This window comes from Devosia sp. P2_G7 (assembly GCF_056403495.1).
The window spans coordinates 308,904-334,669 of the sequence record NZ_JBFUFI010000001.1; the positions used below are offsets into that span (position 1 = coordinate 308,904).

Sequence of the window (25,766 nt, forward strand, 5' to 3'; positions counted from 1 at the left end):
TTGGCCTTAGGCCTGGAACGTCTTCTTGAAGCCGTCGATCGCCGACTTGAGCTTGGCGCGGAGATCATCCGACAGCGCCTTCTCCTTGGCGATCGCCGTCAGCACGTCGGCATGCTTCGAACGGAGCGCACCGAGGAGGCCCGCTTCGAACGCACCGACCGCCGAGACCGGCAGGTCGTCCAGGTAGCCCTGGCCACCGGCAAAGATCACCGCGACTTCTTCTTCCGGCTTCAGCGGCGAGAACTGCGGCTGCTTCAGCAGTTCCGTCAGGCGGGCACCGCGGTTCAGCAGGCGCTGCGTGGCAGCGTCGAGATCGGAACCGAACTGCGCGAACGCGGCCATCTCGCGGTACTGCGACAGCTCGCCCTTGAGCGAGCCGGCAACCTGCTTCATCGCCTTGATCTGGGCGTTACCACCCACGCGGCTCACCGAGATACCGACGTTCACCGCCGGGCGAATGCCCTGGAAGAACAGGTTGGTCTCGAGGAAGATCTGGCCGTCGGTGATCGAAATCACGTTGGTCGGAATGTAGGCCGACACGTCGTTCGCCTGGGTTTCGATAACCGGCAGCGCGGTGAGCGAACCCGAGCCATGCTCTTCGTTGAGCTTGGCGGCGCGCTCGAGCAGGCGCGAGTGCAGGTAGAACACGTCGCCCGGATAGGCTTCGCGGCCCGGCGGACGGCGCAGCAGCAGTGACATCTGGCGGTAGGCGACGGCCTGCTTGGTCAGATCGTCATAGGCGATCACGGCGTGCATGCCGTTGTCGCGGAAATACTCACCGATGGCGGCGCCGGTCATCGGCGCGAGGAACTGCATCGGGGCCGGATCGGAAGCGGTCGCCGCGATGACGATCGAGTATTCCAGCGCGCCGGCATCTTCCAGCACCTTGACGAACTGCGCCACGGTCGAGCGCTTCTGACCGACGGCGACGTAGATGCAGTACAGCTTCTCGCTCTCGGGAGCGTTGGAAGCGTGCGCCGGCTTCTGGTTCAGGAAGGTGTCGAGAATAACGGCGGTCTTGCCGGTCTGGCGGTCGCCAATGATCAGCTCGCGCTGGCCACGGCCGATCGGGATCAGCGCGTCGATGGCCTTGAGGCCGGTCGACATCGGCTCATGCACGGACTTCCGCGGCAGGATGCCCGGGGCCTTCACGTCAACGCGGCGGCGTTCCTTGGCCTTCAGCGGGCCCTTGCCGTCGATCGGGTTGCCGAGCGCGTCGACCACGCGGCCGAGCAGCTCCTTGCCCACCGGGGTATCAACGATGGCGCCGGTACGCTTTGCGACGTCGCCTTCCTTGATGCCGCGGTCATTGCCGAACAGCACGACGCCGACATTGTCGGTTTCGAGGTTCAGCGCCATGCCCTTGATGCCGCCCGGGAACTCGACGAGCTCACCGGCCTGCACGTTGTCGAGGCCATAGACACGGGCGATACCGTCGCCAACCGACAGAACCTGACCAACTTCGGAAACTTCCGCTTCCTGGCCGAAATTCTGAATCTGCTCCTTGAGGATCGCAGAGATTTCCGCGGCTTTGATATCCATTATCCGACCTCTTTCATCGCGATCTTCATCGCCGTGAGCTTGGTTTTGAGTGAGCTGTCGATCATCTGGCTACCGACCTTGACCACGAGGCCACCGATCAGGCTGGGATCGACATGTTGGTTGAGCGTGACGGACTTGCCGATCTTCGCCTTGAGCGTATCGGCCAGCGTCTTGATCTGCGCAGCGCTGAGCGCCGTCGCCGAAGTCACATCTGCAGTTACTTCGCCGCGCGCATCAGCAGCGCGCTCGCGGAAAGCCTTGATGATCTCGGGCAGCGCAAACAGCCGGCCGTTGCGGGCCACGACCTTGACGAAATTGCCCACCGTGCTGTGCGCCTTGGCGCGCTCCAGCACAGCGTGGATCGCCTGCGCCTTTTCCTCGGTATTGATCACCGGCGAGCGGAGGAACCTGGAAAAATCAGGGCTTTCCTCGGCCAGTGCCAGCAGGTTCACCAGCCCTTGCTCAACCGCTGCGACGGAACCGTCGGCTGCGGCGAGATCGTAGAGCGCCGACGCATACGGCCGCGCGATCTGGGTAAGCACTGAATTCTGCGCTGCCAATGCCCCGACACCCTCGTGCTGCGCAACCCGGACCCGGCCAGTAGAGGCGCCGGAGGCTGCTGTCGCTTATGATTGTTCGCCGGGGAAAAGCGGATAGCCCCCCGGATTTCGCGCCCCCTCTAACATGCGATCTTGGGCATCGCAAGGCACCGGGACACGAGTCTTTCGGGGAGTTTTGTCGCAGGGGAAAAGCACGAGCGCCGGCCGCTGCGATTGCGGTCGGCGTGCGCCTTGTCCGAGGGCTCGTCGCTTTGGGCTAGTTAGGCTTGAAAGCAGCGCTCAGCTGGTTGAACGCATAGGGTGCGAACAGCGACGCTCCAGCGAGGAAGAAACCACTCAATCCCTGCAGCATCGTGCCGACCTCGGCGGGCGCGGTGAAGGCCTTGAACAGCACGACGTTCCCCAACGCCCAGATGAAGCAGGCCAGAACCACAGCCCCAACCATGCCCGAGACGCGGCTGTAGCTCGTCTCGCCACTCGGCCCGGGCGTCGATTGCTTCTCCTTCTTTTCCTCCGTCTGCAACTGGCCACCGGCATCGGTTGGCACGGTCTGCTTCGTCATGCTGGTCTGGACGACCGCCACCGGCCCCTTTTCGCTCAGTGCCGCCTGGATATCGATGCCGACCAGGCACGTCCGCAGCAGTTGGATGATTGCGATGTTGAATACGATGATTGCGCCCCACATCACGAAAGGCGCGCTTCCGCTCAGCCAGTCCATGCCGATATCCCCCAATCACTTCCGGATCGCCCGATCCGGGACGATGACTAGGAGGCCGGTCGGAACGGCAACACAATCAGGGCTTCACCTGATCAGTAGAAGCCGCAACGGGATGGTCTAGAGAAAGCTCTGCGGATCGATATCGACCTGCACCCTGAGGTTCCCCGTCGTCTTGGGCCCCTGCTCCAGCCAGAACCGCACATAGCCCGAGAGGTCGAAATCCTTGCCCGATTGCACCAGCAGCCGCACCCGATGCCGGCCGCGGATCATCGAGATCGGCGCATCGGCCGGCCCGAACAACTTCAGCCCCTCGGCCAATGGCGCCACGCTGAGCAGTTGCTTGGCGTAGGCGAAGGCCGGGTCATGCTCGTTGGCCGAAACGATCAGTGCCGCCAGCCGCCCGAACGGCGGCAACCCGCCCGCCTCGCGCGCCAGCAGCTCGTGCTTGTAGAACGCTTCGCGGTCACCCCTGACCATCGCCTTCATCACCGGATGATCCGGATGATAGGTCTGGAGGAACGCCTTTCCCGCCCGGTTGGCGCGCCCAGCCCGGCCCGTCACCTGCGTCAAAATCTGGAACGTCCGCTCCGCCGCCCGCGGATCACCGCGATCGAGCCCGAGATCGGCGTCGAGCACTCCGACCAGTGTCAGTTTCTCGAAATGGTGTCCCTTGGCCACCAGCTGCGTGCCGACCACCAGGTCGTACTCGCCGCGCTCGATCTCGGCGAACCGCTCCTTGAGCTGCTGGTTCGAGCCCATGTCGGACGAGAGGATCACCATCCGCGCGCCCGGAAAGCGCTCCGCCGCTTCCTCCGCCACCCGCTCGATCCCCGGCCCGATCGGCGTCAGCGAATCGACCGCCCCGCAGGCACCGCAGCTCTTCGGCACCCGCTGCTCATGTCCGCAATGATGGCACATCAAGACGCCGCGGAACCGATGCTCGACCAGCCAGGCCGAGCAATCCGGGCACTGGTACTGATGCCCGCACGCCTTGCACAGCGTCAGCGGCGCGTAGCCCCGCCGATTGAGGAACAGCAGCGCCTGCTCGCCCCGGTCGAGCGTCGCGAACACTTCGCGTGCCAGCTGCGGCGCGATCCACTGCCCCTTGTCCGGCGGGTCCTCGCGCATATCGATCGGTACGATGTCCGGCAGCACCGCCTCGGCGAAACGCGAGGTCAGCAGCACATGCTTGTAGCGCCCCAGATTGGCATTGTTCCGGCTCTCCACCGACGGCGTTGCCGAACTGAGGATCACCCGCGCATCGGCCAGCCGCGCCCGCACCACCGCCATGTCGCGGGCGTGGTAGTTCACCCCGTCATATTGCTTGAACGCCCCGTCATGCTCCTCGTCGAGCACCACCAGCCCGAGTTCGCGGAACGGCAGAAACAGCGCCGAACGCGCCCCCAGCACCACCCGCACGTCGCCGCTGAGCACGCTGCGCCATGTCCGCGCCCGCTGCGCCGGCGTCATGTCCGAGTGCCACTCGGCCGGCCGCGTGCCGAACCGCTTGGTGAAGCGCTCGACGAACGTGTTGGTCAGCGCAATCTCGGGCAACAGCACCAGCGCCTGCCGCCCCGCCCTAAGTGTATCGGCCACCGCCTCGAAGAACACCTCGGTCTTGCCGCCGCCGGTCACCCCATCGAGCAGCGCCACCCCGAACGTGGCCGTATCGATCTCACGGATCTGCTTGAGCGCCGCCGCCTGCTCCTCGCTGAGCACCGGCGGATCGGCATCCGGATCGGGCGGCAGCGCGATCGGCGGTGGCGGCATCTCGATCCGCTCCAGCGCCCCGGCCCTCTCGAGCCCCTCGACGACCGAAGCCGAAACGCCCGCCGCCCCGATAATCGCCGCTTTGGCCCAGGCCTGCCCATCCATCAGCAGGTCGAGCACCTTCTCGCGCGATTTGGTGAGCTTCTCCGGCTCCACCCCAGCCAGCCGGAATGCCGTGATCTGCCGCTCCGGCTCCAGCGCCTCGGTCGAGCGCAGCACGCTCCGTAGCACCAGCCCCGGCGCCGCCAGCGTGTATTTCGACACCCAGTCGACCGTCTTCAGCAGCTCTTCCGAAAGCGGCGGCGTGTCGTAGACCTGCGCGATGTCCTTCAGCCGGTTGTGCGCATAATTGTCCTTGGGCGGCCCCCAGACCACCCCCAGCGTCAACCGCCCGACCAGCGGCACCGCCACGATCGAGCCGCGCTGCACCTCCATCCCATACGGCACGCGATAGCTGTACGGTCCGTCGACCGACACGCTCACCATCACCGCCACGATGTCGGGGGACTTTTCCATCTGTGCCTGCTTTGTTCACGGCTGAGATGGGAATTGCAAGACCATTCCCCAACTCTTTGGCTCCTGCCGCGTTCTGTCAGCAGTCTCGGTTCATACGATACGTGCCCAACCACATGAGGAGCGTCCCATGCCCAGCACGATTCCCGAAGGCTACACCACCGTCACGCCGTGGATCATTTCTGCCGACACCCCGCAACTGATCGATTTCCTTGTCGCTGCCTTCGATGGCACCGAACTGGCGCGTGTGCCGAACGAGGATGGCAGCATCGGCCATGCCGAAATCCGCATCGGCGATGCCGTGGTGATGGCCTTCGACGCCCCCGCCGGCATCGACCCGATGCCCGCTTTCATCCGCCTCTTCGTCGACGATGCGCGGAAGGGCTTCGCCAAGGCCCTCGAAGCCGGCGCCACCGAGGTCACGAAGCCGACGCTTCTGGCCTTCGGAGACCGCGTCGCCCGCGTCCGCGACCCTCTCGGCAACATCTGGTGGCTGCAGCAGCGCGTCGAAGAGGTTTCGGAGACAGAGATGCAGGAGCGCTGGAGCGACCCGCGCTGGTCCGAGCCGATGAACTACGTCCAGCACTCGTTGGTCGAAGCGCTGAAGCATTGAGGTGTGCGGGACCTACCGGTCCCGCACCTTCTCGCCCAGCCCACCGGCGTCACCCCCGCCTCAGATCACCAAAATCGGCGATCCCGACGGCGCCCGCTCATAGAGGTCAATCACGTCCTGGTTCAGCAGCCGCACGCAGCCCGACGACACTGCCTTGCCGATCGAGGTCGCATCCGGGTTGCCGTGCAGCCGATAGATCGTGTCCTTGCCGCCCTGGAAGATGTACAGCGCCCGCGCCCCGAGCGGGTTCTCGAACCCCGGCGCCATGCCGTGTCGATACTGCTCCAGCTCCGGCTGCCGCGCGATCATCTCGGATGGCGGCGTCCAGGTCGGCCATTCGCGCTTGTAGCCGACATAGGCGCGGCCCGACCACGCGAAGCCGTCGCGCCCGATGCCGACGCCATAGCGCATCGCCTTGCCCCCCTCGAGCACCAGGTAGAGGAAGCGCGTCGAGGTATCGACGACGATGGTGCCCGGCCGTTCGCCGGTCGGATCGCCCACCACCTGCCGCCAGTATTGCGGATCGACCAGGTCGATTCGCGCCGCCGGGATGGGGAAGCGCTCGTTCGGCAGCGCCGCATAGGTTGCCAGCACGTCGGCTGGAACCTGCGTGGTTTCGGCTTCGAGCCGCGGGCTGCCGGAGGTGGCACAGCCAGCCAGAGCAAGAGCCGCAAAGCTCGCCACCCCGGCGAGCAGCGCCCGGCGGCCGATAATAAGTTCAGTCATGGCAAAATCTCGTTGGCGGCCGGAGAGGGGCCGCGTTGGCATAAAGGGAGGTGACGGTGTCGGAAGGGCTTAGCCCAGTCGCGGCGGCGGCAGTTCCGCCAGCGTCGCCCGCCCCTGCCGCATCGGCTGGTCGGCTAGACCCAGGGCCCATTGCGCCGACGTCGCGCGCGGCACTTCGACCTGCGCGTGACTGCCGAAATCCGGCTGCACTGGCATCACCCGCTTGCCGCCCTGCATCTCGCATGGGTTCGGCAACTGCGTCGGCCCGCCATCATGGCTGGTGCTCACCGACGGCAGCCCGCCATTGGCGATGCAAACCCCGGCCGCAAAGCTGGGGCTCAACAGCGCGAGCAGCGCGACGCAGAGCGTCAAAAAGGCCGTGAACCGATGCATGCCGTCCGGATAGCCCCGCAAATACGGCACGCAAAGGGCACCTCACGCCCGTGTGTTGGGCACGGGCGGGTTCGAGGATGTGGTGGTGCAGATCGGCAACAGTCGACCTGCGCCACGGGGTTGGTCAGATCAGAACGTGCCCTTGAGGCCTGCCGACAGGGTGGCAGCGAACAGATCGCCACCGCCCATGTCTGGGGCGATCAGATCCAGGCTGCCGTCAGTCATATCGTAGACATACTCATTGCCGCGCCCGGTGAAGATCTTCTCAGCTGTTCCGGAGACGAAGACGTTGAGGCCATCGGCGATTTGATATGTGGCCGAAGCACCGACCGACACCAAGGGTGCCGACCCAAGATGGTCAATGAACTGCGTGGGAACGAGGGTCTGGTAGTGCTGGTCGTCAGCCTTGCTGTAGAACGTGAGTCCGGCGTGGGCTGACGCTCCCAACGTCCAGGCCCCCTCCACCACCTCAGCGTCGATGCCAGCCACCAACGCCGGGAAAGTCTGGCGATATGTAATCATCTTCGTGCTGTCGGCTTCGCTGAAGATGTCATTTCGGAAGCCACCGCTGCTGTAGACAAAGTCGCCGCCATAGGCGGACCATTGGACATCGGTATACTTGAGGCCGCCATTGACATTGACGATGACATTGTCGCTGACGGCGAAGTCGTGGCCAAGCAGGACCGAGCCATTGAAGTACCACTCGAGGTCAGTCGCATCATGCTGCGAGCGATCCGACCAGTCGTCGTCGCCAGTACCGGTCGCCCAGGGGAAGATCCAATCGTAGTCTTCCATGTAGCTGTCACCGCCCATGGCAACCTGCGCCTGCGCAGAGAAGGTCCAGCCCTCCGGTAACGCCACGTCGAGTCCCGCCGTTAGCATTGGAGCGGTGCTCTGCCAGATCAGGTGACTCAGCCGGACGTCGGTAGTAGGTCCGGCGTAGACATATTCGTTCGCTTCGAGCGATACGATGCCAATACCGCCCGACAGCGTCACGATGCCCTGCTCGTCGACGATCAGCGTCTCCTCGGCACCGAGATCCGCCGCCAAGACGGGCAGCGCCACGCCCAGCGATAGTGCAAGCGCCAGCCCCCGCAATCCATTGCGAGTATTCATTTGAAATGCCCCCTGAAAATCCAAAAATCCGACCCACGAAGTCGGAGGTGAAATGCGTTAATTGCCCCGAGATTCGATCTACTGTCGAACCCGCGCCAACCTGACAAATTATACTTAATGCAGTACTAACGCCGAAGTTGTTTGCTGAATCCTAACCGCTTCGGCACAGAGTTCGGCAATGTCCCACGCCCTCCTCACCGATGCCGCCCTCGCGACCCACATCGCCAACTGGCAACGCGACCTCGGCGCCGTCCGCCGCCTCGCCCCGCTCACCCTCGAAGCCTATCTCCGCGACCTCGGCCAGTTCGTCACCTTCCTCGCCGCCCACACCGGCGGTGAGGTGACCCTCGCCACGCTCCGCGATCTCCGCGCCGCCGACATCCGCGCCTTCCTCGCCGCCCGCCGCAACGACAGCCTCGGCTCGCGCTCCCTCGCCCGCGCCCTGTCTGCCATCAAGAGCTTCTTCGGCTTCCTCGAGCACGAAGGCGTCCTCGCCACCGAAGCCCTCAACACCATCCGCACCCCCAAGCAACCGCGATCGCTGCCCAAGGCACTTACTGTGCTCGAAGCGAAAGCCACCATCACCACCACCGACGAGCTCGAGGACACCCCGTGGGTCGCGGCCCGCGACATGGCAGTGATCTCCCTCTGCTACGGCGCCGGCCTCCGCATTTCCGAAGCCCTCGGCCTCACCCCCGCCGATCTCGAATCGAGCGCGTTGCGCGTCACCGGCAAGGGCGGCAAGACCCGCCTCGTCCCGCTCATCGCCCCCGTGCGCCAGACCATCGACACCTATCTCGGCCTGACCCCGTTTCACCCCGGCCCGAACGAACCGGTCTTCCGCGGCAAGAAAGGCGGCCCGCTCTCCCCCCGCCTCATCCAGCTGCGCATGCAGCAACTGCGCGGCGCGCTCGGCCTCCCGCCCTCGGCCACCCCGCACGCCCTCCGCCACAGCTTCGCCACCCACCTCCTCGGCCGCGGCGGCGACCTCCGCGCCATCCAGGAACTATTGGGCCACGCCTCGCTCTCGACCACGCAGATCTACACGGCGGTGGATACGGAGCGCCTGCTGGAGAGCTATCGAGCGGCCCATCCGCGGGCCTGACAGCGAACGCACCGTTCACCCAACCGCCCACTTTACAGTCCTCTGGCCAGCGCGTACCTATCCGCTCATGACCGCTTGCATCCTAATTATTGGCAAAACCTGCCTCATCCCCTCCGGGGACCGGGACGCGACGGCTGTTTGACCCTCGATGCTCACCGGCCCCGCCATCAGGCGCGGGTTCTCCGGTGATCTGATGGCAGGGCCAGAACTGGACCCGCCAAATGTCTTCCGACACTGCGCCTAACCCATCCATTGCCCCGCGCCCTGCCTTCAAGCAGATGGCCTGGGCCGGCATCGTGCTGGCGCTGGCCGGCGCCGCCTTTTTCGCCACCAAGGGCATCGTCATCAAGCTGGCGCTGCTCGAAGGCATCGATTCCGTCACCACGCTCACCTGGCGCATGATCGTCGCCGTGCCGATCTTTTTGACCGTCGGTATCATCACCTATCGCAAGACGCTCGCGGCCACTCCGGCCGGCGCGCCGCCCGTCCTCACCTGGCCGGTGCTGGCGCAGACCCTCGGCGTCGGCGTCATCGGCTATTACGTCGCGAGCTTCCTCGATTTCTCGGCGCTCGAGTACATCACCGCCCAGTTCGACCGGCTGATCCTCCTCACCTATCCGTTCTTCGTCGTGCTGTTCGGCGCCATCTTCTTCAAGCGCAAGATCACCCTGCCGATGGTTGTCGCCCTGCTCGTTTCCTACCTCGGCATCGGCGTCATCTTCTGGCATGACCTCAGGATCGAAGGCGACAACGTGCTGCTCGGCGCGGCGCTCGTCTTCGGCTCGGCCATCGCCTACGCGGCCTACCAGATCATGGCCAAGCCCCTGATCGACAAGCTCGGCCCGCAGCTCTTCACCTCGATCGCCATGAGCGGCGCCGGCCCGGCGGTGATCCTGCACTTCCTCTTCACCCACCCGGTGAGCGACCTGGCGGTCACCGGCAATGGCTTCCTCCTGATGCTCGCCATCGGCACCGTCTCAACCGTGCTGCCGGCCTACTGCATCTCGGGCGCCATCGGCCTCATCGGCCCGGAACGCACCGCCATCATCGGCAACGTCTCGCCCGTGGTGACGGTTGGCCTCGCCATCTCCATCCTCGGCGAAGCCTTCACCCTCTACCACGCCATCGGCACCGCCCTGGTACTGGGCGGCGTGTTCCTGTTCACGAGGAAGGAAAAGCCGAGGGTGAAAGTGCTGGAGGAGAATACGGCCTGAGGCTAGGCCCCAATCTCTCCGACCTGCCTTCTCCCACAAGGGGAGAAGGCACTCACCGACGCACTGGCGCCGGACGAGCGAAGCGAGGACCCCGCGCGGCGCGCGCCCCATGGGAACCAGCGAGGACTGGCCCACCGGGCCAGCCCGCAGCGGCATGGCGCGTGAGGCCTAGATATGTATCGCGCCGTCCCCGCACATCAGCGCGGCTTCCTTTACCGCCTCCGATAGCGTCGGGTGCGCGTGCGTCGTGCGCCCCAGGTCCTCGGCGCTGCCCGAGAACTCCATCAGCACCACGATTTCGTGGATCATCTCGCCGGCGTTCTTGGCGATGATCTGCGCGCCGAGCACCCGGTCGGTGTTCACGTCGGCGAGGATCTTCACATAGCCCTGCGTCGCCAGCATCGCCTTGGCGCGGCCGTTGGCGGTGAAGGGGAACTTGCCTGCCTTGTACTCGATCCCGGCCGCCTTCAGCTCGTCCTCGGACTTGCCGACCCACGCAACTTCCGGGCTGGTGTACATCACCGACGGGATGGTGCCATAGTTTACATGCGGGTGCTGCCCGGCGATGATCTCTGCCACCGCATGGCCCTCGTCCATCGCCTTGTGCGCCAGCATGGCGCCGGCCACCACGTCGCCGATCGCATAAATGCCCGGCACATTGGTCTTGAACTGCGCGTCGGTGCGCACCCGGCCGCGCTCGTCGAGCGCCACGCCGGCGCCCTCGAGCCCCAGCCCTTCGGTGAACGGCTTCCTCCCCACCGCCACCAGCACCGCATCGGCCTCGGCGAACGTCGCCTCGCCACCGGCCGCCGGCTCCAGCTTGGCGCGCAGCGAGCCGTCGCCCTGCTTTTCGATCGCCGTCACCTTGGTCGAAAGCTTGAACTCCATGCCCTGCTTCTGCAGGTTCCGCTGCGTCTGCCGCGCCGCCTCGCTGTCGAGCCCAGGCAGGATCCGGTCGAGGAACTCGACCACCTGCACCTTGGAACCCAACCGGCCCCACACCGAACCCAGTTCCAGCCCGATAATGCCGCCACCGATCACCAGCAGACGCTTGGGCACTTCCTGAAGGGTCAGCGCACCGGTCGACGACACCACCTTGTTCTCGTCGATGGTGATGCCCGGCAGGCTGATCGGCACCGAGCCGGTGGCGATCAGGATGTTCTTGGTTTCAATGGTCTGCGGCGCACCGCTTTCCGGCGTCACCAGCACCTTGCCCTCGGCGGGGATCGAGCCGGTGCCGCGGAAGGTGGTGATCTTGTTCTTCTTGAACAGGAACTCGATGCCCGAGACGTTGGCAGTGACGGTATCGTCCTTGTGCACTAGCATCTGCCTCAAATTCAGCTGCGGCGTCACATCGATGCCGAACTGGCGGAACTGGTGTCCCGCTTCCTCGAACAGCTCCGATGCATGGAGCAGCGCCTTGGAGGGGATGCAGCCGATATTGAGGCAGGTGCCGCCGAAGGTCGGCCACTTCTCCACCACCGCGACCTTCATCCCGAGCTGCGCCGCCCGAATTGCCGCCACGTACCCGCCCGGGCCGGAACCGATTACGGTGAGGTCGAAAGTGTCCGCCATGATGTCTCCGAGAGGCTCAAGCGGCGCCTGAGGGAGTGGCGCCCGCGCTGCCGATATAGGACTGACAAACGGGTTAAACTACCCGCGTTGGGGAGGGAACCCCCGACACGACCGACCTATGCGAAATGCGCATGAATCGATGCGGGCGAAACTGCACTCTCGCCTCAAGCAAAGGCCGCCCGTCCCCCCGTCACCGCCAGCGTCGTCCCCGTCACATACCCCGCATCGTCCGACAGCAGCCACATGATGGCGCTCGCCACCTCCTCGGCCGTGCCCACCCGCGCCAGCGGCACGCTCGGCGCCAGCTGGTGGGCCCGGTCCGGCACACCGCCAGTCGCGTGGAATTCGGTATCGATCACCCCCGGCCGCACCCCGTTGACCCGGATGCCCTCGGCCGCCACTTCCAGCGCCAGCCCGACGGTGAACGTGTCGATCGCCCCCTTGCTCGCCGCATAGTCGACATACACCCCCGGCGCCCCGAGCTTTGCCGCCGCCGAGCTGACATTGACGATGCCGCCGCCGGCCCCGCCATGCATGGTGGACATCCGCCGCACCGCCGCACCGGCGCAGAGCATCGATCCTGTCACGTTGATCGCAAAGATCCGGTTGATCCGCTCCGCGTCCATTGCATCGACGCGCGCCGACATCGCAATCGTCCCGGCATTGTTGACCAGCGCCGCCAGCCGCCCCATCCGGTCCGCCGCGCTGAAGATATGCTCGACGTCCTCGGCGCTGCTGACATCGCCACGCACGGCCACCGCTTCGCCACCGGCCGCATGGATATCGGCGCACACCGCTTCTGCCGCCGCGACATTGCCGACATAGTTCACCACCACGCCATAGCCCCGCGCCGCCGCCAACCGGCACACCGCAGCCCCGATCCCGCGGCTGCCGCCAGTCACTACGATAACCTTGTCCGCCATAGTCTCCTCCGTTGCCGCCACTCTAGCGAGGGCGGCCCGAAAAGCCACCCGGCCGCCACCCCGACTCGGCTGAACCACCTCTGAACGCGCGGTTCGAACTCGGTTCAAATGCCCGCCCCTAGAAGCCCGCCATCAGTTGCAGACGCAACCTCCCACCCCCGGTCCGTCCGTTCGGATGGCCCCACCCAGGAACGAAATAAATGAAGAAGATCATCGCACTGGCCCTGCTCGGCACCGTCATCTCCGCGGCCTCGATTGCCACCCCGGCCTTCGCCGTCGACACCCAGATTTCGGCGCTCTGCGGCCCCGACGCCCCGGAAGCCTACAAGCGCCCCGGCGGCTACTGCGAGCAGGTCGGCGAAAACAAGTCCCAGGCCGCCGGCGAAAAGGACACTCTGCCCTGGTGGTGGAACGTCAAGTAAGGCGACTGATCTGCCTGCCTGCAAAGGCAAGCTCCTTCCGTAGGGCTCATCGCAAGGTGAGCCCTTTCTCGTTGCTGATTTATCTGGCGCGAGCCTGCAACACCGATCCGTTTACTCTTTGCTAACCATCCCGTTGACCCACTGCCGAGAACCAATAGGTTCTGCCCGGGCCGAGAGGTCTGTAATGACGCCGCCGCCGAAAACAATGATCAAACAACAAGGCTTGGAAGCGTCCCATCATGAGAACATTTCTCGCAGCACTTTTTCTAATTGTACTTTCTGGCGCCGCCTTGGCGGGTCAGGCGTTACCGCTCAACAAAATGAGCGCCGACCAGCTGCAGCAATATTTCGCTGGCAAGACAGCGATGCACTATGACCGTCGCGGCGGCACCGCCATCGCCTATTTCCGCAGCAACGGCAGTCTCTACCTGTTGGGCACCGGCTCGTCGCGGGTCGAGAAGTCCCGCTGGACCATCGTTACCGAGCCCGGCAAATCCATCCTTTGCCTTGCCGAAGCGTCCGGTCGCGTGCCGGGGGTACGCGGCACCAAAGTGCTCGTCAGGGTATGCGTCGACGTCAAGCAGTTCGTCCGCGAGGCCGTCGGTATCGAGCAGGGCGACATCTTCGGCATCTCCAAGCGCACCAAGGCGCCCTTCATCCTCGATGGCAAAAAGACCACCATCGCCAAGCTGCAGGCTGCCCATCCCTGACCGAACATGCAGAAGCGACCGATGCCGTCTGCCGGTCGGCAAAAGCAGAAGGGCTCGCCATTGGCGAGCCCTTTGCTGTCTTTACTGCCTGCTAGGCCGGATCAGAGATCCAGCACCAGCCGCTCCGGCGCTTCGAGGCTTTCCTTCACCCGCACCAGGAACGTCACGGCTTCCTTGCCGTCGACGATGCGGTGGTCGTAGCTCAGCGCCAGGTACATCATCGGGCGGATGACGATCTCACCGCCGACGACCACCGGCCGCTCCTGGATCTTGTGCATGCCCAGAATGCCCGACTGTGGCGCATTGAGGATCGGCGTCGACATCAGCGAGCCGTAAACACCGCCGTTCGAGATCGTGAACGTACCACCCTGCATGTCGGCCATCGACAGCTGCCCGTCACGGGCAAGCTTGCCCAGCCGGGCGATGTCCTTCTCGATCTCGGCGATCGACATCTGGTCCGCATCGCGCACCACCGGCACCACGAGGCCCTTCTCGGTCCCCACGGCCACGCCGATATGGGCGTAGTTCTTGTAGATCAGCTCCTCGCCATCGATCTCGGCATTGACCGCCGGGATCTCCTTCAGCGCGTGCGTCACCGCCTTGGTGAAAAAGCCCATGAAGCCGAGCTTCACGCCGTGCTTCTTCTCGAACAGCTCCTTGTAGGAATTGCGCAGGTCCATCACCGGCTTCATGTCCACCTCGTTGAAGGTGGTGAGCATGGCCGCCGTGTTCTGCGCTTCCTTGAGGCGCCGGGCGATCGTCTGGCGCAGGCGGGTCATCTTCACCCGCTCCTCGCGCACGTCGTCACTGGCGTTGACCGGGCCACGGACCTGGGCCGGAGCTGCTGCGGGCTCAGCCGCCTTCGCCACCGGGGCGGGTGCCGGAGCAGCCACCGGGGCCGGCGCGGGCTTCGCTGCCGGGATCGGCGCTGCCGCCGAACCGCTGACCGCCGTCGGCATCGCGATGACGCTCGCCGTCGCACCCGCAGCAGCGGGCTTGGCGATCGCCGCCAGCACGTCTTCTTTGAGGATCTGGCCGCGCTTGCCCGAGCCGCTGACATCGGTTTCCGACAGGCCGCTTTCGGCCATCAGCTTCTGCGCGCTCGGGGCCGGAGCCATCGAACCACTGCCGTTGCCGGCCTTCAGTGCCGGCTCGGCGGCAACCGCCGCCGGCTGCGGCACTTCGGCGGGCTTGGCAGCAGCGGCCGGAGCCGCGGCGGCGGCCGCACCAGCCGCGCCGATGGCGCCGATCAGCGCCCCGACATTGACCGTGTCGCCCGGGTTGGCGGTGATCGCCTCGAGCACACCGGCCGCCGGAGCCGGCACTTCGATCGTTACCTTGTCGGTCTCGAGCTCCACCACCGGTTCATCGGCCGCGACGGTGTCGCCGACCTTCTTGAACCATTGGCCGATCGTCGCCTCGGTGACGCTCTCGCCCAGCGTGGGCACCCGGATGTCAGTCGCCATCAGTTTGGTCCTTCAGTTTTCTTTGCCGCTTGTCTGGCGAGTTTGTTTGCCGAGTCTACTTGGCGAATGCTTCTTCGAGGAAGGCTTGCAGCTGCTGCAGATGCGTGCGCATCAGCCCGGTCGCCGTTGCCGCCGAAGCGGCGCGGCCGACATAGTGCGGCCGGTCGCCCGGACGCCCCATCTGGTCCATCACCCAATCGATATACGGCTGCACGAATGCCCACGCACCCATGTTCTTGGGCTCTTCCTGGCACCAGAAAATCTCGGCGTTCGGGAAGCGGTTGAGCTCGTCGAGCAGCGCCTTGGCCGGGAACGGATAAAGCTGCTCCAGCCGCAGCAGGTACACATCGTCGATGCCGCGCTTCTCGCGGTCCTCGAGCAGGTCGTAGTAGACCTTGCCCGTGCAGAGGACGACACGGCGGATTTCCGCATCCGGCTTCAGCTTGATCGTGGTCTTGGGCACGCCCGGCGCTTCCGCGTCGTCCCACAGCAGGCGATGGAACGTCGATTCCGGCCCGAACTCGACCAGCCCCGACACCGCCTTCTTGTGGCGCAGCAGCGACTTCGGCGTCATCAGCACCAAGGGCTTGCGGAAATCGCGCTTCATCTGCCGGCGCAGGATGTGGAAGTAGTTCGCCGGCGTCGTGCAGTTGGCGACCTGCATATTGTCTTCAGCGCAGCTCTGCAGATAGCGCTCGAGACGTGCCGACGAGTGCTCCGGCCCCTGGCCTTCATAGCCATGCGGCAGCAGCATCACGAGACCGCTCATGCGGAACCACTTGCGCTCGCCCGACGAGATGAACTGGTCGACCACCACCTGCGCGCCGTTGGCGAAATCGCCGAACTGCGCTTCCCACAGCGTCAGCGTCTTCGGCTCGGCCAGCGAGTAGCCGTACTCAAAGCCCAGCACCGCCTCTTCCGAGAGCATCGAGTTGATGACCTCGTAGCGCGCCTGCAGTTCCGCGATGTTGTTGAGTGGAGTGTAGGTCTCTTCCTTCTCCTGGTCGTACAGCACCGAGTGCCGCTGGCTGAAGGTGCCGCGCTCGACGTCCTGGCCCGACAGGCGGACCGGGTGGCCCTCCTCGAGCAGGCTCGCGAACGCCAGCGCTTCGCCGGTCGCCCAGTCGATGCCTTCGCCCGACTCGATCGAAGCGAGCCGGTTGTCCATGAACCGCTTCACCGTCTTGTGGGCGTTGAAGCCGGCCGGAACTGTCGACAGCTTCTGGCCCAGCTTGACCAGATCGGGGACATCCACCCCGGTGTCGCCGCGGCGCGGGCCTTCTACGTCGGCGCGCTTCAGGTCCTTCCACACGCCGTCGAGCCAGTCGGTCTTGTTCGGACGGAAATCCTGCCCGGCCTCGAACTCGTGCTCGAGATGCGCGCGCCAGTCCGCCTTCATCTTGTCGACTTCGTCGCCCGAGAGCACGCCCTCGCCGACGAGACGCTTGGAATAGATGTCGAGCGTCGTCTCGTGGCTGCGGATCTTCGAGTACATCAGCGGCTGCGTGAAGCTCGGCTCGTCGCCTTCGTTATGGCCGAAGCGGCGATAGCAGAAGATGTCGATGACCACCGGGCGGCCGAAGCGCTGCCGGAACTCGGTCGCGACCTTGGCGACATAGACCACTGCTTCCGGGTCGTCGCCATTCACATGGAACACCGGCGCCTCGATCATCTTGGCGACGTCGGTGGGATACGGCGAAGAACGCGAGTACATCGGCGCCGTAGTGAAGCCGATCTGGTTGTTGATCACTACGTGGATCGAACCGCCGGTCCGGTGCCCCTTGAGGCCGGAAAGCCCCAGGCACTCGGCGATCACGCCCTGGCCGGCAAACGCGGCGTCACCATGCAGCAGCAGCGGCAGCACCACCGAGCGATCGGTCTGGCGCGTATCGGCGATGAACCGCCCGTCGACCGCCGAACGCTGGTCCTGCTTGGCGCGCGCCTTGCCCAGCACCACCGGATCGACGATCTCGAGGTGCGACGGATTGGCGGTCAGCGACAGGTGCACATTGTTGCCGTCGAACTCACGGTCGGCCGAAGCACCGAGGTGGTACTTCACGTCACCCGAGCCTTCGACTTCCTCGGGGTAGAACGCCCCGCCCTTGAACTCGTGGAACAGCGCCCGGTGGGGCTTTGCCAGCACCTGGGTCAGGACGTTCAGCCGGCCGCGATGCGCCATGCCGAGCACGATGTCCTTCACGCCGAGCGAGCCGCCGCGCTTGATGATCTGCTCGAGCGCCGGGATCAGCGCCTCCGAGCCATCGAGGCCGAACCGCTTGGTGCCGGTGAACTTGACGTCGAGGAACTTCTCGAAACCCTCGGCTTCGACCAGCTTGTTGAGGATCGCCTTCTTGCCCTCGGGCGTGAACTTGATCTCCTTGTCCGGCCCTTCCATGCGCTCCTGGATCCACTGCTTGGCTTCGGGATCGGAGATGTGCATGAACTCGACGCCGACGGTCGAGCAATAGGTCCGCCGGAGGATTTCCAGCATCTGCGGCACGGTCGCGTATTCGAGCCCCAGATAGTTGTCGATGAAGATCTTGCGCGCATAGTCGTGCGGGTTGAACCCATATGCCGCCGGCTCCAGTTCCGGCGCCGGATCGTCGGTCTTCAGCTTCAGCGGATCGAGATCGGCGTGCAGGTGCCCACGCATGCGGTAGGCGCGGATCATCATGATGGCGCGGATCGAGTCGCGCGTCGCCTGCAGCACGTCGACCGGAGTCGGTGCCGGCGCCGCTTCGACCTTGGCCTTTTCGACCAATGCCTTCTGCACCTTGACCTGGATCTCGCCCCAGTTGCCGTCGAGCGCCGAGACCAGCTCGCCGTTCGCTGCCTGCGGCCAGTCGCGGCGCTGCCAGCTCGGGCCTTCGGCATTCTTGTCGATGTCGGCGGGAGCATCCTCGAGCCGATCGAAATACGACGCCCAGGTCGGATCGATCGAGGCCGGATCGGCCTTGTAGCGGGCGTACAGCCCTTCGATGTAATCGGCGTTGCCGCCATAAAGGAAAGAAGAGAGCAAGAACTGTTCGTTCTTTTCTTGTCGGGTCATATCCAGCGTCGCGGGGCGTTTGACCCCGCCATCCTTCTCAAATGCCCGGGAGGTCTCGACCGGGCTCGCGAGCACGGGCCTAGATGCCCGTGTAGTCCTTTGTTTGACGTTAAGGCGCGGGGTTTTGCCCGCGCCCAATCATCGGTTTGTCGCCCTCGGGTTAGCCTTTTAGAACTTCCGCGAGGGTTTGGCCAATCCTCGCAGGCGACTGCGACACCTTTATGCCCGCACGTTCCATTGCCGAGATCTTGTCCTCGGCGCCGCCCTTGCCGCCGGAGATCACGGCGCCGGCATGGCCCATGGTCCGGCCCGCCGGAGCAGTACGACCGGCGATGAACCCGGCCATCGGCTTCTTGCGGCCGCGCTTGGCTTCGTCGATCAGGAACTGCGCGGCGTCTTCCTCGGCCGAACCGCCGATTTCGCCGATCATGATGATGGACTTGGTCTCTTCGTCGGCGAGGAACATCTCGAGCATATCGATGAATTCGGTGCCCTTGACCGGATCACCGCCGATGCCGACCGCGGTGGTCTGGCCGAGCCCGGCATTGGTGGTCTGGAACACCGCCTCATAGGTAAGCGTACCCGAGCGCGAAACAATGCCCACCGAGCCCTTCGAAAAGATCGAGCCCGGCATGATGCCGATCTTGCATTCTTCCGGCGTCAGAACGCCGGGGCAGTTCGGCCCGAGCAGCCGCGACTTCGACTTGTCGAGCCGCGCTTTCACCCGCACCATGTCGAGCACCGGAATGCCCTCGGTGATACAGACGATCAGCGGGATCTCGGCGTCGATCGCCTCGATGATGGCGTCGGCTGCACCCGGAGGCGGCACATAAACTACCGATGCGGTCGCCCCGGTGCGCTCCTTGCCTTCGGCAACGGTCGCGAACACCGGCAGTGTCGCCGAGCCGTCGAGCCCGCTGGTCCACACCTCGCCGGCCTTCTTGGGGTTCACGCCCCCCACCATCTTGGTGCCGTAATAGGCCAGCGCCTGCTCGGTATGGAACGTCCCGGTCTTGCCGGTCAGCCCCTGCACCAGAACGCGGGTGTCTTTGTTGACGAGAATGGACATTGCGGCCCTTTACGAGATGGTTAGAGAGGAAGGCGAAACACGCCGGAACGTGCCTTTCGCCATGTCTTGCCAGTCCGCGGCGCCAGCGGGTCGGAACTCAAGCCGCGTGCGGTAGCTGTCCTGGCTGTCAAAGAAGTAGCTGACGCGCGCCGAGCCGCGCTCGGAAGTGCGCACCATGACGAGTTCGTCACCCGTCCACGCACCGGAAGCCGGCACCGGCATGAAGCCCATCGAGTCGAACTGGTAGAGCTTGTAGGACCCGTCCGTCCGGTCGAAGGCGAAGACGTTGTGGGACGCGAACGACGGCTTGCCGTCGCGCGCCTGGCGATAGCGCTGCACGATGTAAAGGCCGCCGCAATCCGGCTCGGTCACCAACTCGGCGGTCGCGAGGCCGGCCGGTGCCCACTGCGTTGCAGACATCTCCTCCTCGCCCTGCCATGCACCAACCAGCGCCTGGAGACGCTCGTGGCCTGTGGCAAGGGAAGCCGTGGAAGCGCTCATGGCGATGCTCAGCCCTTGACCGCCGCGACGATCTTCTGCGCGGCATCGTCGAGGTCGTCGGCCGAGATCACGTTGAGGCCGGACGAATTGAGGATCGCCTTGCCTTCCTTGACGTTGGTGCCTTCGAGACGCACCACCAGCGGCACCTTGAGGCCCACTTCCTTCACCGCGGCGATCACGCCTTCGGCGATGATATCGCAGCGCATGATGCCGCCGAAGATGTTGACCAGGATGCCTTTGACGGCAGGGTCAGCAGTGATGATCTTGAACGCCGCCGTCACCTTCTCCTTCGATGCGCCGCCGCCGACGTCGAGGAAGTTGGCGGGCTCGGCGCCATAGAGCTTGATGATGTCCATCGTCGCCATGGCGAGGCCGGCGCCGTTGACCATGCAGCCGATATTGCCGTCGAGCGCCACGTAGGCGAGGTCGAACTTCGACGCCTCGATCTCCTTGGCATCCTCTTCGGTGAGGTCGCGCAGCGGCGCCAGTTCGGCATGCCGGAACGCGGCGTTGTTGTCGAAGCTCACCTTGGCGTCGAGGACGCGCAGGTGCCCGTTCGCCATCACGATCAGCGGGTTCACTTCGAGCAGCGACATGTCGGTCTCGACGAACGCCTTGTAGAGCGCCGGGAATACCGACTTCGCATCCTCTGCGGCCGCCCCATCCAGCTTCAGCGCCGCAACGATCTCAGCGACGTCCTTGGCCGTGACGCCGACCGTCGGGTCGATATCGACCGCGATGATCTTTTCCGGCGTGTCATGCGCAACCGCCTCGATGTCCATGCCGCCTTCGGTGGAGACCACGAACGACACCCGACCGGTGGAGCGATCGACCAGCAGCGAGCAGTAGAGCTCGCGCGCAATGTCGGCGCCGTCTTCGATGTAGAGCCGGTTGACCTGCTTGCCGGCCGGGCCAGTCTGCTTGGTCACCAGCGTATGCCCAAGCATTTCCTGGGCATTGGCAGCGACTTCCGCCGCCGACTTCGCCAGCCGCACGCCGCCCTTGGCATCGGCGGGAAGTTCCTTGAACTTGCCCTTGCCGCGCCCACCGGCGTGGATCTGCGACTTCACCACATAGAGGGGACCCGGCAGCTCCAGCGCCGCAGCCTCGGCCTCGTGCGGCGTAAAGATCGCCACCCCATCGGCCACCGGCAACCCGTAGGTCTTCAGCAGCGCCTTGGCCTGGTGTTCGTGGATGTTCATGTCTACCTACCGCCTTGTGTCGGAAGCTCTCCCACCCGCCGGGTCGTCCCCGCTTCGCGGGATGCTCGCAATGGTGGAGTGGATTTTCAACGGAAGTCCCCGCGCCATTGCAGGGAGGACCAGGTGGGGGCCGACTGAGCCGGCCCCGCACAATCTACGCCAGCTTTGGCGCGATCTTTTTGCACGCTTCGACGAGGCCGTTCACGGCCGCGACTGACTTATCGAACGCCTTCTGCTCGGAGCCCGACAGCGAGATCTCGACGACCTTCTCGACGCCACCGGCACCCAGGATCACCGGCACGCCGACATAGGTGCCCTTCACGCCGTATTCGCCCTTGAGATAGGCGGCGCACGGCAGGATGCGCTTCTTGTCCTTAAGGTAGCTCTCGGCCATCTCGATCGCCGACGTCGCCGGCGCATAGAACGCCGAACCGGTCTTCAGCAACCCGACGATCTCGGCGCCGCCATCGCGGGTGCGCTGGATGATCTGCTCGAGCTTTTCCTTGCTCATCCAGCCCATCTTCACGATGTCCGGCAGCGGAATGCCCGCAACGGTCGAGTAGCGCGCCAGCGGCACCATCGTGTCACCATGGCCGCCGAGCACGAACGCGTTCACGTCCTGCACCGAAACCTTGAGCTCATCGGCGATGAAGTGGCGGAAGCGCGACGAGTCGAGCACGCCCGCCATGCCGACCACCCGGTTCGCCGGCAGCCCGGAGAACTTCTGCAGCGCCCACACCATCGCATCGAGCGGATTGGTGATGCAGATGACGAACGCCTCAGGCGCGTACTTCGCGATGCCCGCACCCACCTGCTCCATCACCTTGAGGTTGATCTCGAGCAGGTCGTCGCGGCTCATGCCGGGCTTGCGCGGCACGCCAGCGGTGACGATCACCACGTCGGCGCCGACGATGTCCTTGTATTCCGAGGTCCCCTTGAGGGTGGCGTTGAAGCCTTCGACCGGGCCGGACTGGCTGAGATCCAGGGCCTTGCCCTGCGGCACGCCGTCGACCACGTCGAACAGGATCACATCGCCCAGCTCCTTGGTCGCGGCCAACAGAGCCAGAGTGCCACCAATCTGTCCCGCACCGATCAGAGCGATCTTCTTGCGCGCCATCCACCGAACCCCGTTTTGCTTATGCTGGAAATTGCGCGCTCCTATTAACCCTAGAGGGTGACGGGGGCAAGTCAGCCGTACGTCCTACCGGCTGAGTTTTCATCACATCGGAAATTGCCCATTCCTTGGGCAAGTTGACGAGTCCGACACTTAGTGCAGCGCCGCCCCATCCCCGCGATGCGGCGCCGCTAGATACTCCGCCGACTGCATCTCGATTAGCCGCGATACGCAGCGCGCGAACTCGGCTTTCGTCTTGTCGTCCTGTCCAAGCTCATCGAGCGGCACCGCAAAGCTCGCCGCCAGCTTCGCCCCACGATCGTAGAGCGTGTCCACCAGCAGAATGAACCGCTTCGCCGCGTTCGATTTCAACCGGTCGAACTGCGGCACATGATCGATCATCACCGCCTCGTAGGCGTGGCTGAGCTTCAGATAGTCGCGCGCGCCAAGCGGCGCTTCGCAAAGCTCGGCGAATGTAAACCGCGCCGCCCCCATCGCCGCCCGCGGCACCGGTATCACTCGCCCCAGCGAATGCAGCTCCGCCGGCTCACCCTCGGCGCCACCGGTCAGCTTCAGCCACAGCCGGTCCATCGCCGCATCGACCTCGGCCCCCCCCCCATAGTGATAGACCGCCTCGCCCTCGAACTTCAGCCGCCGATAATCCGTCGGCCCATCGAGCTCGACGATCTCCGCGTGCTGCTTCAACTCCGCGATGAACGGCAGCACCAGTTGCCGGTTAAGCCCGTTCTCGTAAAGATCGTCCGGCCGCGTGTTCGAGGTCGCAACGATCGTCACCCCGCCCGCGAACAGCTTGTCGAACAGCCGCCCCAGCAGCATCGCGTTGGTGATGTCCTGCACCTGAAACTCGTCGAGACACAGCAACCGCACCTCGTCCAGCAACGGCTTCACCACCGCCGCGACCGGGTCGGCGCTATCCGCCTTGCCCTTCGCCGATTTGCGGAATTTCGCGATCGCCTCGTGCATCTCGTCCATGAACTCATGGAAATGCACCCGCCGCTTTTCTGTCGTCGGCGCCAGCGAGAAGAACAAGTCCATCAGCATGGTCTTGCCACGCCCGACCTGCCCGACGAGATACACCCCGCGCACCGGCTCCGGCCCGCCGAACAGCCCGCCGAGAAATCCGCGCGAGCCGTTCTGGGCGGCAAACTCTACCGCCACGCGATCGAGCGCCGCCGCTGCCTTGAACTGCAATGGATCGGGAGTGAGCGCGCCGCCCCTGGTCAGCGCGTTCAGTTTGTCGGTGATTGGTGTGCCTGCAGGCCCCCGCCGCCGGCTAGCCAAGCTAGCCGACCATCGTGATGCCCTGGCCGCCGGCCAGAGTGCCGATGAACTGGCTACCGCTGAGGATCAGCGAGGCGATGATGTCACCGGCCTCGTCGAACAGCTGCACCTGGCTGCCCACCAGCTGCCAGCTCGCCACCACTTTCAGGCCGGCGAGAGCGCAACCCGGCGTCGAGGCGCGATAGCGCGACGTGCCCGATTTCGCCGTCTGCGTAAGGTTGAGCTTGCACTGCTCGGCGCCCGAAACCACGGTCCAGCCGCCCAGCAGCTTCTCGACGGTCAGCCCGGTCGAGAGATCCCGCCCCGGCGCCTGCGGCACCGAGCCCAGCGTCGCGAACGAACCATCGGCACTCGCCACCTGCGCCGGCTGCCCGATCTGCCCCGGCGCACCAAGCGGCGCCGGCTGGGCAATCGCGCCCGGCTGGACGGTAGTGCCCGGCAGCGCGTTAAGGTCCGAACTCGCCACCGGCGTGTTCTGGATCGGGGTGATAGTCTCGGCCGAGGCGATGCTGCTCGTGGTTACGCCGCTCGAGGCGCAGCCGCTCAGCGCAAGCGCCAAACCGGCAATCACCACCATGGAAACGCTTGCGCGTCTCGAACTCATCATCGGCCCTGCTCCGCCAGATGGTTAAGAATTGGTGACCGGCGATACAGCCTGAACGGCAACGCCGTCAACCGCCAAAGCCCCGCTTCCCCTATGCGACGATCAATGTGGCAGAGTTAGGGAGTCGTCGCCGCAGCCGCCGCTGCGTCTCCCTCCCCCTTGCGGGGAGGGATCAAGGGTGGGGGCGCAACACGCTCGGACGGATCGCCCCCCTACCGCCTCAGCATCTCCGCCACCAGCGCATCGGCGAGCAGCTTGCCGTCGCCCGCCTCTTCCTCCGGCAACTCGATCGCAATGCCCTTCGGCCCATACACCCCCGGCAGCCCCGGCAAGCCGCTGTCCCCGCCTTCCTTGGGATGGAACCCATGCGCCTTCAGCGCCGCGATCAGCACGCGGGCGACAGACGGATCCTCGATCTCGGCGATGGTCTCAAACAGCTTATGCGAACTCCCGTGTCACCATCATCTGCTTGATCTCGGCGATTGCCTTGGCCGGATTGAGCCCCTTGGGGCAGACCTTGGCGCAGTTCATGATGGTGTGGCAGCGATAGAGCTTGAATGGATCCTCGAGGTTGTCGAGCCGTTCCTCGGTCGCCTCGTCGCGGCTGTCGATCAGCCAGCGATAGGCCTGCAGCAGCACTGCTGGGCCGAGATACTTCTCGCCGTTCCACCAGTAGCTCGGGCATGAAGTCGAGCAGCAGGCGCAGAGGATGCACTCGTAGAGCCCGTCGAGCTTGGCGCGGTCGTCGCGCGTCTGCAGCCATTCCTTCTCGGGCGTCGGCGTCGTGGTCTTCAGCCACGGCTCGATCGAGCGGTGCTGGTCGTAGAAGGTGGTGAGGTCCGGCACCAGGTCCTTGATGACAGGCATGTGCGGCAGCGGGTAGACGCTGATATGCCCGGCGAAATCGTCCATGCCCTTGGTGCAGGCAAGCGTGTTGGCGCCGCCGATATTCATCGAGCACGAACCGCAGATGCCCTCCCGGCACGAGCGGCGCAGCGTCAGCGTCGGATCGACCTTGTTCTTGATCCACAGCAGCCCGTCGAGCACCATCGGACCGCAATCGTCGAGATCGACGAAATACGTGTCGAGCCGCGGGTTCTCGCCCGAGTCCGGATCGTACCGGTACACCCGATATTCCTTGAGCCGCGTCGCCCCTGCCGGCTTCGCCCAGGTCTTGCCCGGCATGATCCGCGAGTTCTTGGGGAGCGTGAATTCAGCCATGGCCCTATCCTACAACTTTGCACGTCTTGAGCGCCGCGGCCGACGTGTTGGTCACCGCCATCACGTCATTGGCGCTCAAATTGCCGATCACTGCCGGATCGAACAGTTTTCCGGGGTCGGTCTGCGCGTAGGTCGCGAGCTTCATCAGCTCCGGCTTCAGCTTGGCCGACAGTTCCTTGGCGTAGCACTGGCAGCTTTCCGCGGTCGCGCCCGGCACCTTCGAACAGGAATCGGCAACCGCCTGCGCATCCGCCGACAGCCCGCCGCACCCCGCAAGCCACAACGTCGCGAACGCGCCGGTAATCAGTCCAATGGCTCTCGTATGCTTCAGCGACACA

Annotated in this window: 25 protein-coding genes; 5 read left to right on the plus strand and 20 right to left on the minus strand. The window is 65.0% G+C overall.

Annotated elements, in window-relative coordinates:
- Positions 1–6: 6 nt before the first annotated feature.
- The 4 genes from atpA to AC1DWU_RS01595 form a co-directional block, all read right to left on the minus strand.
- Positions 7–1,542 (minus strand): F0F1 ATP synthase subunit alpha, encoded by a 1,536-nt coding sequence (atpA, locus tag AC1DWU_RS01580; protein ID WP_477148198.1) that lies wholly within the window; start codon positions 1,540–1,542, stop codon positions 7–9.
- Positions 1,542–2,102 (minus strand): F0F1 ATP synthase subunit delta, encoded by a 561-nt coding sequence (locus AC1DWU_RS01585; protein WP_477148199.1) that lies wholly within the window; start codon positions 2,100–2,102, stop codon positions 1,542–1,544. The genes atpA and AC1DWU_RS01585 overlap by 1 nt, the downstream gene beginning before the upstream one ends.
- 256 nt (positions 2,103–2,358) lie before the next feature.
- Positions 2,359–2,820, minus strand: coding sequence for a hypothetical protein (locus AC1DWU_RS01590; RefSeq protein ID WP_477148200.1), 462 nt, complete (start codon positions 2,818–2,820; stop codon positions 2,359–2,361).
- A 117-nt stretch (positions 2,821–2,937) separates the two neighbouring features.
- Entirely contained in the window at positions 2,938–5,106 is a 2,169-nt protein-coding gene (locus tag AC1DWU_RS01595; RefSeq protein ID WP_477148201.1) for a primosomal protein N', read from the minus strand.
- Between the two features lie 127 nt (positions 5,107–5,233).
- Between AC1DWU_RS01595 and AC1DWU_RS01600 the strand changes: the two genes are divergently transcribed.
- The gene (locus AC1DWU_RS01600; RefSeq protein ID WP_477148202.1) at positions 5,234–5,716 is read left to right on the plus strand and encodes a VOC family protein; all 483 of its coding nucleotides are present in this window, start codon (positions 5,234–5,236) and stop codon (positions 5,714–5,716) included.
- Between the two features lie 60 nt (positions 5,717–5,776).
- Here the strand turns inward: AC1DWU_RS01600 and AC1DWU_RS01605 are convergent, their stop codons facing one another.
- From AC1DWU_RS01605 to AC1DWU_RS01615, 3 genes are all read right to left on the minus strand, one after another.
- The gene (locus AC1DWU_RS01605) at positions 5,777–6,442 is read right to left on the minus strand and encodes a L,D-transpeptidase (RefSeq protein ID WP_477148203.1); all 666 of its coding nucleotides are present in this window, start codon (positions 6,440–6,442) and stop codon (positions 5,777–5,779) included.
- Positions 6,443–6,511: 69 nt separating this feature from the next.
- A complete protein-coding gene (locus tag AC1DWU_RS01610; RefSeq protein WP_477148204.1) occupies positions 6,512–6,865 on the minus strand; it encodes a hypothetical protein in 354 nt (117 codons plus the stop codon).
- A 99-nt stretch (positions 6,866–6,964) separates the two neighbouring features.
- Positions 6,965–7,951 (minus strand): omptin family outer membrane protease, encoded by a 987-nt coding sequence (locus AC1DWU_RS01615; protein WP_477148205.1) that lies wholly within the window; start codon positions 7,949–7,951, stop codon positions 6,965–6,967.
- Positions 7,952–8,129: 178 nt separating this feature from the next.
- On the opposite strand from AC1DWU_RS01615, the gene AC1DWU_RS01620 reads away from it, so the two are divergent.
- Together AC1DWU_RS01620 and AC1DWU_RS01625 are read left to right on the plus strand one after the other, a co-directional pair.
- Entirely contained in the window at positions 8,130–9,056 is a 927-nt protein-coding gene (locus AC1DWU_RS01620) for a tyrosine recombinase XerC (RefSeq protein WP_477148206.1), read from the plus strand.
- Positions 9,057–9,277: 221 nt separating this feature from the next.
- Positions 9,278–10,270, plus strand: a complete 993-nt coding sequence (locus tag AC1DWU_RS01625) for a DMT family transporter (RefSeq protein ID WP_477148207.1) — start codon at positions 9,278–9,280, stop codon at positions 10,268–10,270.
- Between the two features lie 168 nt (positions 10,271–10,438).
- On the opposite strand, the gene lpdA is transcribed toward AC1DWU_RS01625, so the two are convergent.
- Both lpdA and AC1DWU_RS01635 read right to left on the minus strand, forming a co-directional pair.
- The gene (lpdA, locus tag AC1DWU_RS01630) at positions 10,439–11,845 is read right to left on the minus strand and encodes a dihydrolipoyl dehydrogenase (protein WP_477148208.1); all 1,407 of its coding nucleotides are present in this window, start codon (positions 11,843–11,845) and stop codon (positions 10,439–10,441) included.
- A gap of 164 nt (positions 11,846–12,009) precedes the next feature.
- Positions 12,010–12,768, minus strand: a complete 759-nt coding sequence (locus AC1DWU_RS01635) for an SDR family oxidoreductase (protein ID WP_477148209.1) — start codon at positions 12,766–12,768, stop codon at positions 12,010–12,012.
- Positions 12,769–12,968: 200 nt separating this feature from the next.
- Here AC1DWU_RS01635 and AC1DWU_RS01640 point away from each other — a divergent pair, with 200 nt between their 5' ends.
- A complete protein-coding gene (locus tag AC1DWU_RS01640; protein WP_477148210.1) occupies positions 12,969–13,190 on the plus strand; it encodes a hypothetical protein in 222 nt (73 codons plus the stop codon).
- Between the two features lie 320 nt (positions 13,191–13,510).
- On the plus strand, positions 13,511–13,900 hold the full coding sequence (locus tag AC1DWU_RS01645; protein ID WP_477148211.1) for a hypothetical protein: 390 nt from the start codon (positions 13,511–13,513) through the stop codon (positions 13,898–13,900).
- Between the two features lie 101 nt (positions 13,901–14,001).
- On the opposite strand, the gene odhB is transcribed toward AC1DWU_RS01645, so the two are convergent.
- The 11 genes from odhB to AC1DWU_RS01700 all read right to left on the minus strand — a co-directional run bounded on the left by odhB (position 14,002) and on the right by AC1DWU_RS01700 (position 25,765).
- Positions 14,002–15,366 (minus strand): 2-oxoglutarate dehydrogenase complex dihydrolipoyllysine-residue succinyltransferase, encoded by a 1,365-nt coding sequence (gene odhB / locus AC1DWU_RS01650; RefSeq protein ID WP_477148212.1) that lies wholly within the window; start codon positions 15,364–15,366, stop codon positions 14,002–14,004.
- A 55-nt stretch (positions 15,367–15,421) separates the two neighbouring features.
- Positions 15,422–18,415 carry a 2-oxoglutarate dehydrogenase E1 component gene (locus tag AC1DWU_RS01655; protein WP_477148213.1) on the minus strand — a complete coding sequence of 998 codons (2,994 nt, stop codon included), beginning with the start codon at positions 18,413–18,415 and terminating at the stop codon, positions 15,422–15,424.
- Positions 18,416–18,575: 160 nt separating this feature from the next.
- The gene (gene sucD, locus AC1DWU_RS01660) at positions 18,576–19,484 is read right to left on the minus strand and encodes a succinate--CoA ligase subunit alpha (protein WP_477148214.1); all 909 of its coding nucleotides are present in this window, start codon (positions 19,482–19,484) and stop codon (positions 18,576–18,578) included.
- Positions 19,485–19,493: 9 nt separating this feature from the next.
- Positions 19,494–19,985, minus strand: coding sequence for a DUF1579 family protein (locus AC1DWU_RS01665; protein WP_477148215.1), 492 nt, complete (start codon positions 19,983–19,985; stop codon positions 19,494–19,496).
- Positions 19,986–19,993: 8 nt separating this feature from the next.
- On the minus strand, positions 19,994–21,187 hold the full coding sequence (gene sucC / locus AC1DWU_RS01670) for an ADP-forming succinate--CoA ligase subunit beta (protein WP_477148216.1): 1,194 nt from the start codon (positions 21,185–21,187) through the stop codon (positions 19,994–19,996).
- Between the two features lie 154 nt (positions 21,188–21,341).
- On the minus strand, positions 21,342–22,304 hold the full coding sequence (gene mdh / locus AC1DWU_RS01675) for a malate dehydrogenase (RefSeq protein WP_477148217.1): 963 nt from the start codon (positions 22,302–22,304) through the stop codon (positions 21,342–21,344).
- Between the two features lie 150 nt (positions 22,305–22,454).
- On the minus strand, positions 22,455–23,603 hold the full coding sequence (gene zapE, locus AC1DWU_RS01680) for a cell division protein ZapE (protein WP_477148218.1): 1,149 nt from the start codon (positions 23,601–23,603) through the stop codon (positions 22,455–22,457).
- A 1-nt stretch (position 23,604) separates the two neighbouring features.
- Entirely contained in the window at positions 23,605–24,210 is a 606-nt protein-coding gene (locus AC1DWU_RS01685; RefSeq protein ID WP_477148219.1) for an AprI/Inh family metalloprotease inhibitor, read from the minus strand.
- A 209-nt stretch (positions 24,211–24,419) separates the two neighbouring features.
- Positions 24,420–24,599, minus strand: coding sequence for a hypothetical protein (locus AC1DWU_RS01690; protein ID WP_477148220.1), 180 nt, complete (start codon positions 24,597–24,599; stop codon positions 24,420–24,422).
- 46 nt (positions 24,600–24,645) lie between these two features.
- Positions 24,646–25,428, minus strand: coding sequence for a succinate dehydrogenase iron-sulfur subunit (locus tag AC1DWU_RS01695; protein WP_477148221.1), 783 nt, complete (start codon positions 25,426–25,428; stop codon positions 24,646–24,648).
- Positions 25,429–25,432: 4 nt separating this feature from the next.
- On the minus strand, positions 25,433–25,765 hold the full coding sequence (locus AC1DWU_RS01700) for a hypothetical protein (RefSeq protein ID WP_477148222.1): 333 nt from the start codon (positions 25,763–25,765) through the stop codon (positions 25,433–25,435).
- Position 25,766: the final 1 nt, after the last annotated feature.